The organism is Candidatus Nitrosacidococcus sp. I8, assembly GCF_945836005.1.
In the GTDB taxonomy this organism is placed as follows: domain Bacteria; phylum Pseudomonadota; class Gammaproteobacteria; order Nitrosococcales; family Nitrosococcaceae; genus Nitrosacidococcus.
The window spans coordinates 1,206,674-1,223,125 of the sequence record NZ_OX241534.1 but is presented as its reverse complement, the minus strand read 5'-3'; the positions used below and the strand labels follow the sequence as shown (position 1 = coordinate 1,223,125).

The following is a 16,452-nucleotide window of genomic DNA, read 5'->3' as shown; positions in this document are numbered from 1 at the left end:
CGTGCTCCTCACGGTATTTCAATGTGTTGTTAAAAGTATACTTAGTACTCTTAACTCAATGAGTTTGTGCTCCAAACTGGAGATTTCTGTTTTTTAATAAATAGTGTTGGTGCGATTTCTATAGTAGGTAGATATAAAATTAGAAAAAAATAACCATTTTATCATTTAAAAATTTTTAAAAATAGATAACCCTTCTAGTAAGATTAGCTCTACTCATAGAGTAGAGCTAAACATTAAAATTTTGTTAATCTGTGGTGATTAAGCTAGAGAATTTTAATTCATAACTCTCTTAATAAATCCTGAATTAATAAGTGTAGTATCTATTTATTTTTTTTCTATGATTCACTCTCTTTGTATTTATATATCTGTTGAAAAACAGAAGCTTAAATTAATAGAGAATAAAAATATTATTTTTGAAACATCTATTTCTACAGCTAAAAATGGCGTAGGTGAACAAATAAATAGTGGATGTACCCCAAGAGGATGGCATCAGATACGGGCTAAAATTGGAGAAAAATACCCTATAAATACCGTATTTACAGGAAGACGACCTACTGGCGAGATTTATACACCAGAATTAGGACGAGCAAATCCAGATCGAGACTGGATCCTTACCCGTATTTTATGGCTCAGCGGATTAGAGCCAAGCAAAAATCGCTTTGGTTCTGTAGATACAATGAAGCGTTATATTTATATTCATGGTACTCCTGAAGAAATTCCTATAGGAATTCCAAACTCCCATGGCTGTATTCGTATATATAATGAACCGCTACTTAAACTATTCGATTATATTCGGGTAGGTACCCCTATATTTATTGCAGAAAAGGATTAAATAATTACTATGATTGGTCCATTGATGATTGATTTAAAGGGAAAAGTTATTACCTCAAAAGAGCGAATCATTCTTGCTCATCCCTTAGTAGGTGGCGTGATTCTTTTTACCAGAAATTATGAATCTATAACACAACTAGAGCACCTTACCTCAGATATTCATAGTATTCAAAAAGATTCTAAACTTTTAATTGCAGTAGATCATGAAGGAGGGCGAGTGCAACGATTTAGAGAATATTTTACCTTACTACCTCCAGCTAGAATATTTGGTGAGATTTACGATCGTAATCCTAAAGATGCCTGTAAGATAGCAATCACAGCAGGCTGGTTAATGGCTGTTGAACTACAATCGGTAGGGGTAGATTTTAGCTTTGCCCCTATTTTAGATATAGATCTAGGAATAAGCTCGGTAATAGGAGATAGGGCATTTCATCAGAATCCTAATATCGTAACTACTTTAGCAAATGCCTATATTCAAGGAATGAAAAAAGCAGGAATGGCCAGCGTAGGTAAGCATTTTCCAGGCCATGGCTCTGTAGCTGCTGATTCTCATATTGAATGCCCAATCGACACTCGTACTTTAAATATAATTAGAGCCAGCGATATGATTCCATTCCAAAGGATAATGCCCAAATTAGATGGAATTATGCCCGCCCATGTACTTTACCCATCTATAGATTCACAACCTGTAGGTTTCTCAGAAGTATGGTTAAAAAGTATCCTACGAAATGAATTAGAATTTAAAGGAGCAAGTATCAGCGATGATTTAACTATGGTAGGGGCTTCTAGTGTAGGTAGTATAGCTAATCGTGTTTATAAGACATTAGCTGCTGGGTGTGATATGGCACTGATATGTAACTATGATAGAGATTATAATGCTCTGCTTAAAGAATTAGATAAAATTACTCCTAATTTAGAATCATCAAATCGGTTAGCTAACTTTTACTCTCAAGAATTTATGAATCGTACTCAATTACAGCAGAGCCCCGCTTGGCATAAAGCAGTAGAGATAATCACTAATTTGCACTAATTTTTAGATAAATTAGGACGGCGAAAGTTAACTAACGTATCAACTATCCCTATAATAGCTATCCCTATTACAAAATAAGGAGATAGGAAAAAAATCCCTAGATATACGGGAAATAGCCATAGTCGAGGTAAATTTCGAGTAGCAATTAATCCATGAATAGCTGAAAGCCCCTGAAACAGGTACATCATAATTGTTATTATCAATAAATCGGTGGTGATATGAGCTTCTACACTATGATCGCTCATTAATACAACAATAGTTAACAGTATTGCTGCCCAACTCAACTGATAGGGTAAGCGTAATCCATGAAATTCCCTTACAAACCCAGTTGGGTTATAGAGTAATCCCTGCCACCACCGTGCTAATAAAACAGTCATCATTAAATTCAGACCAAAAAACATAGCGACTAAACCGTTCATAAGTATGAGCGATTTTCTTTGAGTGAACTGTTCTGCAGCTGCTCCTTTTATATTTGACTGCTGGATAATTTGTTCAATAATTTGTTGCCACCAAGTGACAACATCTCCTACGGCAAGGTGCATTCCCATAGCAAATAAGCTGGAAATCCCACCAATAGCAAGTAGGGTAAATGTTTGAGAGCGACTGACTCGCAAGATCCAACAACCTAATAAACTAGGTAACCATAATCCAATAAGTAATAAAAAAGCCAAATCTATTTTTTTAATTACGATTAAAGAAGCTAGCCCTAAAAAGAAGGTAGCACCAAAAATTATAATCAGCCCTTCTTTAATTCCCTGTTGTAAGGTAACTAACCCTACCGTAGCTCCGCTAAATAAAGATAGTGGGGGAATCATAATAGAGAATCTACCTAAGAGTGCAGCAATACCTATAGCATAGGCTCTATTTTTTATAATAAACTGGGCGAAAGCATACATAATTTTCAATCTTTTTCTCTAGGATTAAACTATTTAATTACTATAATTACCATTCTATAATGGAAACATTAAGATAAAAAATTATCCTTAATTTTATTTTTTAAAAAGCTATAGTGAGTATAAATAACTATTTTGGCTTACATGTAAATGGGAAAATAAAATGGCTGTACATACCATCTTAAAGATGGGAAATCCTATTTTAAAAGAAATTGCTCAACCTATTACCCAGCTTAATCATAAAGATCTCGATCTACTCATCGAGGATATGTTTGAGACGATGACCGCATATAATGGAGCTGGGCTTGCCGCTCCTCAAATTGGTATTAGTCTACGGGTTGTTATCTTTGGAGGAGAAGTGAGTTCTCGCTACCCAGAAGCAGATCTTATTACTAGAACGGTGCTTATCAATCCTGTTATTGAGTATTTAGGAAAAAATATGGAAGATAGCTGGGAAGGTTGTTTAAGTGTACCAGGACTACGTGGGCTAGTACCACGCTACCTTAATATTCGTTATCATGGCTATGATCAAAAAGGAAATAAAATCACTCGAGAAGCAGCAGGATTTCATGCTCGGGTTGTACAACATGAATGCGATCATTTAGATGGGATTTTATATCCCCAACGAATGGAAGATCTTACCCATTTTGGATTTGAAGATGAGTTAACAGGTAATAAATATATTAAATAAGATACCCTTAGTCAAAGCTAACTGATTTCTTCTAAGGGTTTTCCTTCAGCATCATAACCAAAAAACAAGGCAATAATCCCACCAAGAATCATAATACCTGCAGAGAAAAGATATCCAATCACTAGTGGTATTCTATTGATTTTCCCTCCTGCGAGTAATACATATGCTATATGCCCTTCTTTTAACTCTTCAATTCCACCGTTAATAAGCACGCCAAACATAAAAGGAGCAATAGCACCTGTTAATTGAGAGATAGAAAAGAAGTAGGAAATTGCTTGGCCTCGAATATTTAAAGGGAAAACTTCGCTTACAGTAAGATAAGCTGATGCAGCAGCAGCAGAGGCAAAAAAGAATAAAGAACCCCATAAAGCCGTTTGTGCTACTGCAGAAAGCATATTTTTGTAAAAAAGGATTGCAGAAATTGCTAGGATTAATCCAGAAATACTATAAGTAGTAAAAATCATTTTCCGCCTACCTATCGTGTCAAAATATTTTCCTAGAATAAGAGGGCCCATCAAATTAGCAACTGCAAAAGGGAAAAAATAGTATTGAATTGAGTTGGAATCTAAACCATAGTAGTGTTTTAAAACAAGTGCATAAGAGAAAAAAAGAGCATTGTATAAAATAGATTGGGCTACCATTAAGGAAAAGCTTACAAAGGTTTGCCGAGGGTATTGGTAAAAAAATAGTTTAAATAATACAGTGCTTGGAATATTTTTTTTCCTATATACCGGTAATGCTTTATGTTTAGGCACTCTATTAAGTACATACCCCTGAGATTGGATTTGAGTTTCAATGCTGCTTACAATTTGTTCTGCTTCCTTTTCATAACCACGGCTGAGCATCCATCGTGGGCTTTCTGGAATGTAGTATCGTAGATAAATAATAATTAATCCTAGGGTTGGTCCTATAAGAAACCCAATTCTCCAACCAATACCCTCTGGAAATATATCCGAATTAAGTAAAAAAAAATTAGCACTTGCACCCAACACGGCACCACCCCAATGAGTCCCATTAATAGCGAGGCTAGCACGCCCCCGATATTTGGAGGGGATAATTTCATCAATAGCAGAATTAATGGCAGCATGTTCTCCGCCAAATCCAAAACTAGTAATAAATTGGGCAATTAAAAATATCCAAATAGAAAAAGACAGGCTAGCTAGAATACTACCAAAAATACAAATTCCCAAAGTAACTATGAAGATTTTTTTTCGCCCTAACCTATCTGCTAATCTCCCAAAAAATAGGGCACCCATTACTTGACCAAAGAGAAAAATACTTGCTGATAAGCCCACTTCTTTGGGAGACATATGCAAAGATTGCTGAAATCCAGCAGAAGCAACCATTTGCGCACCTAACCCGTCTAAGGCCCATGCAGCACCTAGTCCAATTAAAACAATCCAATGAAATCGTACCCAAGGTAGCCGATCCATTCTTGCTGGAATTAAACTAGTGATAGGAGAAGAATTCTTATAATAATTAAGATGAGAAGTCAATTTACCCATATATGGTTCTAGAAAAATAGATAAGTAGTATATTTAAATCTAAGTAATCTCTTCTAGGGATTTTTGCTCTGCATCATAGCCAAAAGCAAATGCGATTAATCCGCCAAGAATCATAATACCTGCTGCAAAAAGATATCCTATAACTAGCGGGCCTCTATCAATTTCACCACTTGCAAGTAGTACTACTGCTATATGACCACCCTTCAAATTTTCAATCCCATTATTAATAAGTAAGCCAAAAATAGATGGGGCAATAGCACCAGTCAGCTGAGCGATAGAGAAGAAATAGGAAATTGCTTGACTTCGTATATTCAAAGGAAAAATTTCACTTACCGTAAGATAAGCAGAAGAGGCTGCAGCGGAGGCAAAAAAGAATGAAGCACTCCAAAGAGTTGCTTGCATCGTTGCTGATAGTATACTCTTATAAAAAAGAATTGCAGAAATTATTAGAATAATCCCAGAAATACTATAGGTAATAAAGATCATTTTTCGCCTACCTACGGTATCAAAATACTTCCCTAAAATAAGAGGACCAACTAAATTCCCTATAGCAAATGGAAAGAAGTAATATTGAGTTGAGCTAGGATTTGTGTGGTAAAAATTCTGCAGAACTAAAGCATAAGAAAAGAAAATAGAATTATATAGTATAGATTGGGTAACCATCATAGAAAAGCTAACAAAAGTTTGTCTAGGATATCGCTTAAAAAGTAATTTAATTAACTCAATTACTGAGATATCTTTCTGGTTAAAAATTTTTAATGCTTTATTTTTAGGCACTTTACTAAGCGTATATCCCTGAGATTGAATTTCAGATTCAATCTTATTAACAATTTTTTCCGCCTCATCCTTATATCCATGACCTACCATCCATCGTGGGCTTTCTGGAATATGGCGGCGTAAATAAACGATTATTAACCCTAAAATAGGCCCTAAAAGAAAGCTGATTCGCCAACCTATATTCTCTGAAAAAATATTAGGATTTAGTAAAAATAAATTTGTACTAGCCCCTAGTGCTGCTCCACCCCAATAGGTACCATTAATCGCAATACTGGCACGCCCTCGGTATTTAGAAGGTATAAGCTCATCAATCGCAGAATTAATCGCAGTATGCTCTCCGCCTATCCCTAAACCAGAAATAAACTGTGCAACAAATAATTGCCATAAGAAAAAAGAAAACCCCGCTAAAGTACTGCCTGCTAAGTAGATTCCTAAGGTAATAATAAAGAGTTTTCTTCGACCGAGCTTATCCGATAGCCTACCAAAAAATAAGGCACCGATAACTTGTCCAGCAAGATAAATACTTGCTGATAGTCCTACTTCTTTAGGAGACATATGCAAAGATTGCTGAAATCCAGCAGAAGCAACCACTTGTGCTCCTAAACCATCTAAAACCCACGCAACACCTAGACCAATAACCACAATCCAATGAAATCTCGCCCAAGGTAATCGATCTAATCTAGCTGGAATCAAACTAGTTTGTGGTGATAAGTAGCAAGCTAATTTAACTATTCTCGATAACATTGATTTAGGTAAAAAATGGTATAAATTATAATTCCACTAATTGTAACAGTTAGGAACTTAGTTATGGCTAGTAATTATGGGGTTGTTTATATAGGAAATGGTAAAGTTGAGATCCAAAGTATTGAATTTCCTAAATTGGCTATTGGTAGTCGTAAATGCGATCATGGTGTGATTGTAAAACCGATTGCCACTAATATTTGCGGAAGCGATCAGCATATGGTGCGAGGCCGTACCACAGCACCTATAGGCATGGTATTAGGTCACGAAATTACTGGTGAAGTTATTGAGTGTGGCAAAGACGTTGAGTTTATAAAAAAAGGAGATATTGTCTCTGTGCCTTTTAATGTAGCTTGTGGTCGTTGCCGAAACTGTAAAGAAAGTCATACCGAAGTATGCCTTAGCGTTAACACAGAGCGAGCTGGTGGGGCCTATGGCTATGTTGATATGGGAGGTTGGATTGGCGGGCAAGCAGAGTATGTCATGATCCCTTATGCAGATTGGAATGTATTAAAATTCCCAGACAAAGATCAAGCACTTGAAAAAATTCGAGATCTTGCTTGTTTAACCGATATTTTACCTACCGGTTACCATGGCTGCATCTCTGCGGGGGTCACTACTGGATCTACTGTATTAATTTCTGGTGCAGGTCCTGTTGGATTAGCTGCTGCCGCTGCTGCTTTTTTATTAGGTGCAGCTGTTGTGATTGTGGCTGATTTTAATGAAGCACGGCTTGTCCATGCAAGGTCATTTGGTTGCGAGACTATTAATTTAGGAATCCATAGCAATATTACCGATCAAATTGAGCATATTCTTGGTGTACCAGAAGTTGATTGTGCTGTAGATTGTGTAGGATTTGAGGCAAAAAGCCATGGTGATATAGAAGCACCGGCAATCGTGTTAAATCAATTAATGGAAGTGACAAGAGCGGCAGGGGCAATTGGTATTCCGGGACTTTATGTGACTGAAGATCCAGGAGCTAAAATTGAAAGTGCTAAGTTAGGTACGCTTAGTTTAAGATTTGGCCTTGGTTGGGCAAAGTCCCACTCCCTTTTTACTGGACAAACCCCAGTCATGAAATATCATCGAGGCTTAATGATGGCGATCTTACATGATCGCATTCAGATTGCAAAAGCAGTCAATGTTGAAATTATTCCATTGATATCAGCCCCAGAAGCTTACCAGGCTTTTGATTCAGGGGTTGCAAAGAAATTTGTAATTGATCCTCATAATATAATCAAATAATTTTCTTTATCTAAAGGCTACTTAAAAATTAAGTAGCCTTTAGTTTAGTTTTTTATATCAAAGGGCAAAATTTCTAATCGTTATTTTTGCTAATCTCCTCGACCTCAACATGCTTGTGGTCAATACTAGCCGGTGTTACATGGGACATTTTCGTAGACACTTCATCTAATTTATCTCCTAGCATACGGCGAACAAAAGTATAGAATACAGGAATAAGTAGTACGCCAAAGAAGGTAGCAAACAACATTCCCCCCATTACGCCTGTGCCTACTGCATTGCGTGCATTTGATCCAGCACCAGTGGAAATTGCTAAAGGGAATACCCCACCAATAAATGCAATAGAGGTCATGACGATAGGACGTAGCCGTAAACGGGCAGCTTCTACCACTGCATCACGTAGCGTACGCCCCATATGCTGTGCTTCTACTGCAAATTCTACAATCAAAATCGCATTTTTTGCTGCTAATCCAATAACAGTAATCATCCCAATTTTAAAGTAGAGATCATTAGGCATATGCCACAACATAGTAAATACGACTGTTCCCAGCAACCCTAAAGGCACTACAAGCAATACAGAGGTTGGAATAGACCAGCTTTCATATAAGGCAGCTAGGGCTAAAAATACAATTACAATAGATAACCCAATCAGAAATAAAGCTGTTTTACCTGCAATAATTTCTTGATAAGATTGACCTGTCCATTCAAGCCCAAATCCCTTAGGTAGATCGTTATTAATAATTTTTTCTATTTCACCCATGGCTTCCCCAGAAGCATGGCCTGTGGCAGGTTCACCTACAATCTCAATCGCAGAATAACCATTATATCGGGATAGTTTAGGGAGTAAAAACTCCCATTTCTCATCTACTATATTAGCAAGTGGTATCATTTCTGAAAGCCCATCACTATCCATTTGAGTACTAGGCATGTATACATGCTGAAGTGCTTCTTCTGGATTCATTCGGAAAGGTTCAGCGGCTTGTACGTACACGCGTTTTACTCGACCTTGATAGTTAAAGTCATTGATATATACAGGAGCTAGGATTAAACCAATAGTGTTATAAATATCTGCTACTGATAAGCCCATGGATTCGGCCTGCACCCGATCTACTTTTAGCTGCAATTGAGGGGAGGGAGACAAGGTATTTGGACGCACCCCAAAGAAAGAAGGGCTTTGATTCGCTTTACCTACTAATATATTTTGTGCTTGAATAAGCTCTTCAGTGGGTTGTCCTGTACGTGCTTGGAGGTAGAGATCGATACCGCCAAACTGGCTTAAGCCACGAATAGTAGGGAGGTTTACGGTAAATACTTGGGCATCTTTAATAGATCCGAAAAGGAGCATGTTCATTTTATCTATAAACTGACGGGAAGTGGTTGGTCGATCATCCCAGTCTTTAAGGTTAATAAAAGCCATGCCCACATTCTCTCCGCTACCTACAAAACTAAATCCAGTAATCTGAAAAACACCTCTAAGCTCCTGCTGGTTTTTAGCAATATTATAAATTTCAGACATAACTTTTTGGGTACGCTTAATAGAAGACCCTGGCGGTAGCTGCACAATAACTAATGCAAATCCTTGATCTTCTTCTGGTACAAAACTGTCTGGCAGTCTTGGATATAAAAAGCCTACTAAAAATACAATGATGGCAAAAACTACCATACCTCGGGAGGTATGGTTAATTGAACTATCCGTATAACGGATATACAGGTTTGTAAATTTTTCAAAAACAAAATCAAATCCACGAAAAATAAAATTCTTCTTATCTTTATCTCCGTGAGTGGGTTTAAGAAAACTGGCACAAAGAGCTGGGGTAAAGGAAAGTGCTAAAAAAGCAGAAAACGCCATAGCAATCACCATAGTTAACGCAAACTGCTTATAAATGATTCCAGCAGCACCTGACTGGAAAGCAGAAGGCACAAATACTGCCATTAAAACTACAGTGATAGCGACGACTGCACCGCCAATTTGCTTCATAGCTTTACGGCTGGCATCTCTTGGAGATAATCCCTCCTCAGTCATAAGGCGCTCAACATTTTCAATGACTACAATGGCGTCGTCCACCACAATACCAATTGCTAGCACCATACCGAATAAACTAAGCTGATTAATACTAAAACCTAAAATTTTCAGCCCAATAAAGGTACCAAATAAAGATACAGGAATAACTAAAGTAGGAATAATAGTAGCACGAAAGTTCTGCAAGAAAATTAGCATAACAAAAAAAACAAGGATCACCGCTTCTAGCAGGGTATGGGTTACCCCTTCAATGGATTTTTTAATAAAAGGAACGGTATCGTAAGGAGCAAACCATCGAACTCCATCAGGAAAATCTTCAGCAAGTTCGTCAAATTTTGCCCGCACTTTTTTACCTACTTCTAAAGCATTTGCTCCAGGAAGGAGTTGAATCCCTAATCCAGCAGCAGGCTTATCGCTCCAAGAGGTATCCATACCATAAATTTGTCGCCCAAAGGAAATATCTGCGACATCTTTTAATTTAACCGTAGTTCCGTTAGGATCAGCCCGTAAAATAATATTTTCAAACTGCTCAGGGGAATCTAAGCGTTTTTCAGCGGAAACAATAAAATTGAGTTTACTATCCTTTGTTGGATCTGCGCCTAAAGAACCAGCAGAGAACTGTACATTTTGTGCTTCTATCGCTCTGCGTACTTCCATAGGAGATAAACTATAACCTCGAAGTTTATCTGGATCTATCCAGACTCGCATCGCATATTCAGATCCTAGTTGTCTTGTATTACCTACCCCAGAAATACGACCTATTTGTTCTTTAATTCGAGAGGCAACGATATCATTGAGCTGATCACTATTAATATTTGGATTATCTGATACTAATGCTGTAAACATAAGAAAATCAGGGTTACTCTTTACAACCGTAATTCCTTCTCTTGCTACCTGATCTGGTAAACGAGGGGTAGCAATGGTCACCTTATTTTGCACTTGTACTTGAGCAATATCTGGATCTATACCTACTTCAAAACTAAGCGTAATCTGTGTTTCTCCATTAGAGCTAGATTGGGATTGGAAGTAGAGAAGATGATCGATTCCTACAAGCTCTTGTTCAATCACTTGAGTGACATTTTTTTCAGTGGTACTTGCACTTGCTCCATTGTATCTTGCGGTAACTACTATTTGGGGAGGAGCAATATTTGGGTAAGATTCTATACCTAAACTAAGAATGGCAAGTACTCCAGCTAAACTTAGTAGAATTGAAATAACCCAAGCAAAAATAGGACGATCAATAAAAAAATTAGGCATAGTTTAAAAAATTTTGGTAAAGCTAATTACTAGAATTATCAGTGGATTGATTGTTATTTACTTTCCAAGGAACTGGATTAACAGATATACCTGGCTGTATTTTTTGTAATCCAGAGACAATTACCTGATCATTAGTATTTAACCCCCCAGTAATTAACCAACTGCCTTGGTGCATTCTTTCCGCAATTACATTATGACGTACCACTTTCTTCTCTTGATCTACAACCATTACGTAAGCACCACTACCATCCCGGAGTACTGCTTCTTGAGGAATGAGAAAAGTATTGTGTAATGTGCCTAAATCTGCTTTTAGTGTGACATAAGTTCCGGGTAGTAAATGATAATCTACATTAGGTACGGTAGCACGTAAATCTACTGCTCCAGTAGATGGATTTACCCTACTTGCAGAAAAATCAACAATACCGAGCTCTGGATAAATATTCTTACTAGGTAAAGTAATTTGTACTGTTACATCTCCTAGTTTTGATATAGTAGCCTCCTCGCTTTTAGCACGGCGCATTTGCTCCATTTCAGTAATACTAACCGTAAAATTGGCATATAGAGGATCAATTTGATCTACTGTTGTAAGCAGAGTTGCATCAAGTTGACCTACTAATGCTCCTTCAGTGACTTGTTGCCTATCGGCTCGACCTGTGATGGGAGCAACTACCTTAGTATAACCAAGGCTAATTTGAGCAGTATGTACATTAGCTTTAGCTTCCTCTACCGCTGCTGCTGCGGTACGTTCATTAGCTTCAGCATTATCTAAATCAGCTTCAGTAACAAAACCTTTAGTAACTAATTTACGTGCGCGCTCTGCTGCAATTTTATTATTAGTATAAGTAGCTTCTGCCTGAGCAAGCGCCGCTGTATTTGCATTTAAAGCAGCTTCGAATGGCTCTGAATCAATTTGGAATAATAAATCTCCCTTTTGGACAATATCCCCTTCTTTATAAGATTTCTGTAAAACAACACCAGCTACTCTAGCTCGTGCATCAGCACTGCGATAGGGAGATAAGCGACCTACATAATCTTTAGTAAGTGGAAAATCCTGTGGTGTAGCACTAATAACATCTACTTCAGGGGGAGGCATCTGAAACTGCTGAGCACCCTTATCGCTACACCCTACAAGAATTAGAAAAATAATACTCCATAAAAATGGGTTAGGCTTTCTCTTTAATTTTAGAAGAGAAGGAAAAATAATATAAGATAACGAAGCTATAGGGTGCATATTCAGTGACTCAATAAGTAAATATGTTTAATCTTTTGCCCTAGCAGTAGGGGATTGTTATTGTTTGAATGTTTGAGGAGATAAGCTATATAACCCCACTTATACATACATGAATGTATGTTACAAATATTCATAACGCTTGTCTAGGATAGAAGTTATATATAATAACCTGCTAAGCTTAGCTGCAACTCTAAATATTAAAAATACACTACAATTAAAATTATGGGCTTTAAAGAATATGACCATCCTTTCCAGAACCAAACTACCCATACAGGGATTTTACTGACTAGCTTAGGAACACCCAATACACCTACGCCATCAGGAGTACGCCAATTTCTAAGGGAGTTTTTATCCGATCCTAAAGTGATAGAAATGCCACGCTTACTGTGGTTGCCTATTTTATACGGATTTATTCTACCCATTCGCCCTTATTCTGTAGCTCGTCTGTATCAAAGTATTTGGCTAGAAGAGGGCTCTCCTTTACGCAGCTTTGCAAGCAAGGTCGGTAATAATTTACAAAAAGAATTAAATCACAGAGGGCAATCTGTAAAAGTAGTTTTAGGAATGCGTTATGGTTTTCCCTCTATTGAACAAGCTCTTGAAGAATTACACCAATTGCATATTAAGCGACTCATTATCCTTCCTCTCTACCCTCAGTACTCGGGAAGTACTACCGGATCTACATTTGATGCAGTTGCAAAAACCATTTCTAAATGGCGATGGCTACCAGAACTACATATGATTATGCATTACCATAACAATCATGGTTATTTAGATGCACTTGCTGAAAATATTAAAGCTACATGGGAAAAAAAAGGAAGAGGGGAGCGGCTCCTCATTTCATTTCATGGGCTGCCCAACCGATATTTTCTTGCAGGCGATCCTTATTACCATCAATGTTGTGAAACAGCCCAATTGTTAGCCGATCGTCTTCAATTAAAGCAAGAAGATTGGCAAATTGCATTTCAATCCCGTTTTGGTCGAGAGGAATGGCTAAAACCATATGCAGATCATCTGCTTGTAGAATGGGCTAAAGCAGGAGTGAAATATATTGATGTGGTATGCCCAGGGTTTGTTATAGATTGTCTAGAAACTTTAGAAGAAATGGCTGATCGAAATAAAAAACTGTTTTTACAGGCAGGAGGGGAAGGATACCATTATATTCCAGCACTAAATGATAAAAAATCCCATATCTCTAGTTTAGCAGATTTAATTGGACAGCATATAATCAGATGAGATTTGCTACTATCTGTTGGTACGATCATTTAGCTAGGTTTTTAGCTTAGCTCTCTGTTACTAAACATTACCTTATCTCTCTAAGCACTTAGATATCCATGTAGATTGAAAAATTCGGGTTTTTTATCTTTCTATTTATCTCTTCAAGTATCTGAATTCACTTTATGCTTGGTGCAAGATAATCCTTCTTCAAAGCTACCCTTGCCCAGCCTACGGCAAAATAATATATTTGCCATTAGAAAAATAATCAGAATTCTTGAGTATTTACTCAAGCCATGACTTAGCCTCTATCTCATTTAGTAAGTGTGCGTATTTACAATCTTAATTTTTTTAGATTTCAAAGAAAAACCTACCCTTACTATTTCTTACTATTGTGCACTTAATATAATAGGTGTATTTTAAATATACATTTATAACTCACTATCTTACCTCGATACCTTTTAAATCTCGTTTTTTTATATCTTTCATCTTTAGGAGGTAAATATGGGTATAAAGCCCTCCGGTCTAAAAAAATGGCTAATATCGCTAGTGGGGATGACAATTGGGTTTTTCCCCTTTCTAGCTATTGCTGGCCCAATGTCGTTTAATATCAGTGGGCAGGCGAAATACTTCTCAAGTAACACTAATGATAATAATTCTGTTTCTACTAATTTTTCAGGTGCAATGACTGTTGATCCAACTGGATCGAGCCAGAATTTTGGAGAAATTGGTCAAATTACTTCAATAACATTTAGTTTTCCCGATTTATCTATTCCTGTTTTTGATACGATAGCTACTCAAGATCCATTGGTAGCACAAATCGATGAGCCACTTGCATATAGTGTAAATCTTAAAAATGCAGATAATGACACAGCCTCACTTTCATTTACCACACCCAATTCAAGTGGTACTCTTTTTGGCACTGAGTTTGGATCACTCACTAGCTTTAGTGGCGGAACTATTTTTCAAGGACAAACTGGCACTATCAGCACCGCAAGCGGTGATATTATCTTGCAAAACTTTACCGGTAAAATCACCTCAAATAACCCATCTAGCGTGCCAGAGCCTGCTACCCTCGGAATATTTAGTTTAGGTTTATTGTTTATCGGTGCGTTTATAAGGTTACGCCCCCATACGCAGGTAACCCTTATCGGATAATAAAGAGGTGATTAATGATAAATAAAAAAGGTTTTGTTGCACTCGCTAGCGGGTCACTATTAGCTATATCTGCAACCATAAGCTATGGTTTAACTGGCACTGGAGAAGGCAATTCTGGTCCGCTTGATCCAACCTTAGTAACACAAGGTCAGCAGGTCTTTCGTTTCGAAACTTTTGGAGATGAAATTTTCTGGACTGGCCAGTTACATATGAATGAAGTAGTTAGTCAGGCTGTAGATCCAAAAACTGCTCTTGCCGTAGGTTTAAAGGTAGACATAGATGCGCTACCTCAAGCGGTACAAGAGAGCATTGCCGATGGTAGTGTCGATCTCACTAGCCCTGCTACTACTGTGACCTTGTTAAAGCTTAACGCCGTTGTTGGTCTTCAAGGCCAAGTAAGCAATAATGGTACCTTAACTCAATTAGGTGTGAGCTGTGCTTTATGTCACTCGACTGTGGATAATTCATTTTCAGCAGGGATAGGTCATCGATTGGATGGTTGGCCAAACCACGATTTAAACCCTGGGGCGATTATCGCTCTATCCCCTGCACTGACTCAAGCACAAAAAGATGTTTATAATTCTTGGGGTCCCGGATTATTTGATCCTCGTTTTAACATTGATGGCCTTAGTAACCACGTGGTCATACCGCCTGCTTACGGTTTAGAGGGTATCAACAGCGTGGTTTATACAGGAGATGGACCATCATTGTTTTACTGGAATTGTTATGTAGGCGTTACCCAGATGGGAGGGTAAGGATTGTTTTCAGATCCTAGAATCGGCACCCATATGAATCCTGATCAACCTGGTCTAAAACCCAGCTGGAAACCTGGTGTGTTCATTGTTAATGGTACCCAAGATTTAGTAACTGATAAGTTGGCTGCACTACAATCTTATCAACTCTCTATAGCTGCACCACTTCCACCTGCAGGAAGCTTTAATCCTGACGCTGCTAATCGGGGTGAGGCATTATTTAATGGTGCTGCAGGCTGTGCAAATTTCCATAGCGGAGACAAATTTACTGATGCTAATGAACGATCACATTCACCGGAAGATACGGTAGCCGATGATAAACTCTATGTTACCCGTACTGCAACTGGAATGTGGCGGACTACCCCATTACGTGGTTTATGGCAACATCCCCCTTATCTTCATGATGGATCTGCAGCAACACTTCAAGATATGGTGGAAAGGTACAATACAAAGATGAATATTGGGCTTTCCGCATCTAAAAAGAGTGATCTTGTAGAGTTTCTAAAGAAACTATAGTTAATTAGGCTTTTAGCAGTAAAAATAATCAAGCAATAGGGTTTTATTAAAATAAAACCCTATTCATTCCTCCTGTCATAATCTGCTGGGCAAAATTATAAAATACGATAACTAATATGGCAGAGGGGTAATTAGTAAGCATTAATGATCCAAGTACTAACCCAATACCATTGGTGCTCATGCCAAGGCTAAACATAAGTGATGTTTTTTGGGAATGGGTAGCATGTAATAGCTTCCCTATAATAGCCCAGCCTATAAAAAAAATAAAGGCACATAGACCAAAGGTAATGAGGAAAATAATAGCTAAAAGATCATAATCAGGATGGGCAATCACCTGTGGTAAAGAAATAACGGTGTTAACATAGGCCATAAATAGCAATACAAATAAATTAATGAGCTTTAAATAAAGTTTAACACGCAACAAGTCTCTGTCTTTAATTAAGCAATTTAGTATAATTTCCATTACTGATGGTATTACGATACTTAAGACTAAAAGTATTCCTACCCCTCTGCTCGCTATTTCGTTTAAAACTTTTGCACCATTTCCAACCGTTATGAAACTTACTGAGTGCAAGATGCAGGGTACTGTAAAC

General features: G+C 37.6%; 13 protein-coding genes and 1 pseudogene. 8 read left to right on the top strand and 6 right to left on the bottom strand.

The genetic code is table 11. The annotated features are described in order from the left end of the window. The first annotated feature begins 337 nt into the window (after positions 1–337). Together OOL07_RS06045 and nagZ are read left to right on the top strand one after the other, a co-directional pair. Positions 338–832, top strand: a complete 495-nt coding sequence (locus OOL07_RS06045) for a L,D-transpeptidase (protein WP_264695621.1) — start codon at positions 338–340, stop codon at positions 830–832. A gap of 9 nt (positions 833–841) precedes the next feature. Beyond that, complete coding sequence (gene nagZ / locus OOL07_RS06040; RefSeq protein WP_264695619.1) at positions 842–1,861, top strand: beta-N-acetylhexosaminidase; 1,020 nt, start codon at positions 842–844, stop codon at positions 1,859–1,861. Here the strand turns inward: nagZ and OOL07_RS06035 are convergent. After that, a complete protein-coding gene (locus OOL07_RS06035) occupies positions 1,858–2,757 on the bottom strand; it encodes a DUF2232 domain-containing protein (protein WP_264695617.1) in 900 nt (299 codons plus the stop codon). The genes nagZ and OOL07_RS06035 overlap by 4 nt on opposite strands. 160 nt (positions 2,758–2,917) lie before the next feature. Between OOL07_RS06035 and def the strand changes: the two genes are divergently transcribed. Continuing rightward, positions 2,918–3,445 (top strand): peptide deformylase, encoded by a 528-nt coding sequence (gene def, locus OOL07_RS06030; protein ID WP_264695616.1) that lies wholly within the window; start codon positions 2,918–2,920, stop codon positions 3,443–3,445. A 17-nt stretch (positions 3,446–3,462) separates the two neighbouring features. Here the strand turns inward: def and OOL07_RS06025 are convergent, their stop codons facing one another. Next, positions 3,463–4,950, bottom strand: coding sequence for an MFS transporter (locus OOL07_RS06025; protein WP_264695614.1), 1,488 nt, complete (start codon positions 4,948–4,950; stop codon positions 3,463–3,465). A gap of 39 nt (positions 4,951–4,989) precedes the next feature. Further along, entirely contained in the window at positions 4,990–6,420 is a 1,431-nt protein-coding gene (locus OOL07_RS06020) for an MFS transporter (protein ID WP_264695612.1), read from the bottom strand. Positions 6,421–6,534: 114 nt separating this feature from the next. Between OOL07_RS06020 and fdhA the strand changes: the two genes are divergently transcribed. Then, a complete protein-coding gene (fdhA, locus tag OOL07_RS06015; RefSeq protein WP_264695610.1) occupies positions 6,535–7,713 on the top strand; it encodes a formaldehyde dehydrogenase, glutathione-independent in 1,179 nt (392 codons plus the stop codon). Between the two features lie 73 nt (positions 7,714–7,786). On the opposite strand, the gene OOL07_RS06010 is transcribed toward fdhA, so the two are convergent. Then, positions 7,787–10,987, bottom strand: coding sequence for a multidrug efflux RND transporter permease subunit (locus tag OOL07_RS06010; protein ID WP_264695608.1), 3,201 nt, complete (start codon positions 10,985–10,987; stop codon positions 7,787–7,789). Between the two features lie 22 nt (positions 10,988–11,009). Continuing rightward, positions 11,010–12,218 carry an efflux RND transporter periplasmic adaptor subunit gene (locus OOL07_RS06005; protein ID WP_264695606.1) on the bottom strand — a complete coding sequence of 403 codons (1,209 nt, stop codon included), beginning with the start codon at positions 12,216–12,218 and terminating at the stop codon, positions 11,010–11,012. A 222-nt stretch (positions 12,219–12,440) separates the two neighbouring features. Here OOL07_RS06005 and hemH point away from each other — a divergent pair. The 4 genes and pseudogenes from hemH to OOL07_RS05985 form a co-directional block, all read left to right on the top strand. Further along, positions 12,441–13,445, top strand: a pseudogene (gene hemH, locus OOL07_RS06000) (ferrochelatase); the annotation flags it as partial. 492 nt (positions 13,446–13,937) lie between these two features. Next, positions 13,938–14,591 carry a PEP-CTERM sorting domain-containing protein gene (locus OOL07_RS05995; RefSeq protein WP_264695605.1) on the top strand — a complete coding sequence of 218 codons (654 nt, stop codon included), beginning with the start codon at positions 13,938–13,940 and terminating at the stop codon, positions 14,589–14,591. Positions 14,592–14,605: 14 nt separating this feature from the next. Further along, on the top strand, positions 14,606–15,346 hold the full coding sequence (locus tag OOL07_RS05990) for a hypothetical protein (protein WP_264695603.1): 741 nt from the start codon (positions 14,606–14,608) through the stop codon (positions 15,344–15,346). A gap of 3 nt (positions 15,347–15,349) precedes the next feature. Then, a complete protein-coding gene (locus OOL07_RS05985; protein WP_264695601.1) occupies positions 15,350–15,859 on the top strand; it encodes a hypothetical protein in 510 nt (169 codons plus the stop codon). 46 nt (positions 15,860–15,905) lie between these two features. Here the strand turns inward: OOL07_RS05985 and OOL07_RS05980 are convergent, their stop codons facing one another. Continuing rightward, positions 15,906–16,322: a hypothetical protein gene (locus tag OOL07_RS05980; protein ID WP_264695599.1), complete on the bottom strand. Its 417-nt coding sequence runs from the start codon at positions 16,320–16,322 to the stop codon at positions 15,906–15,908. Between the last annotated feature and the right edge of the window lie 130 nt (positions 16,323–16,452).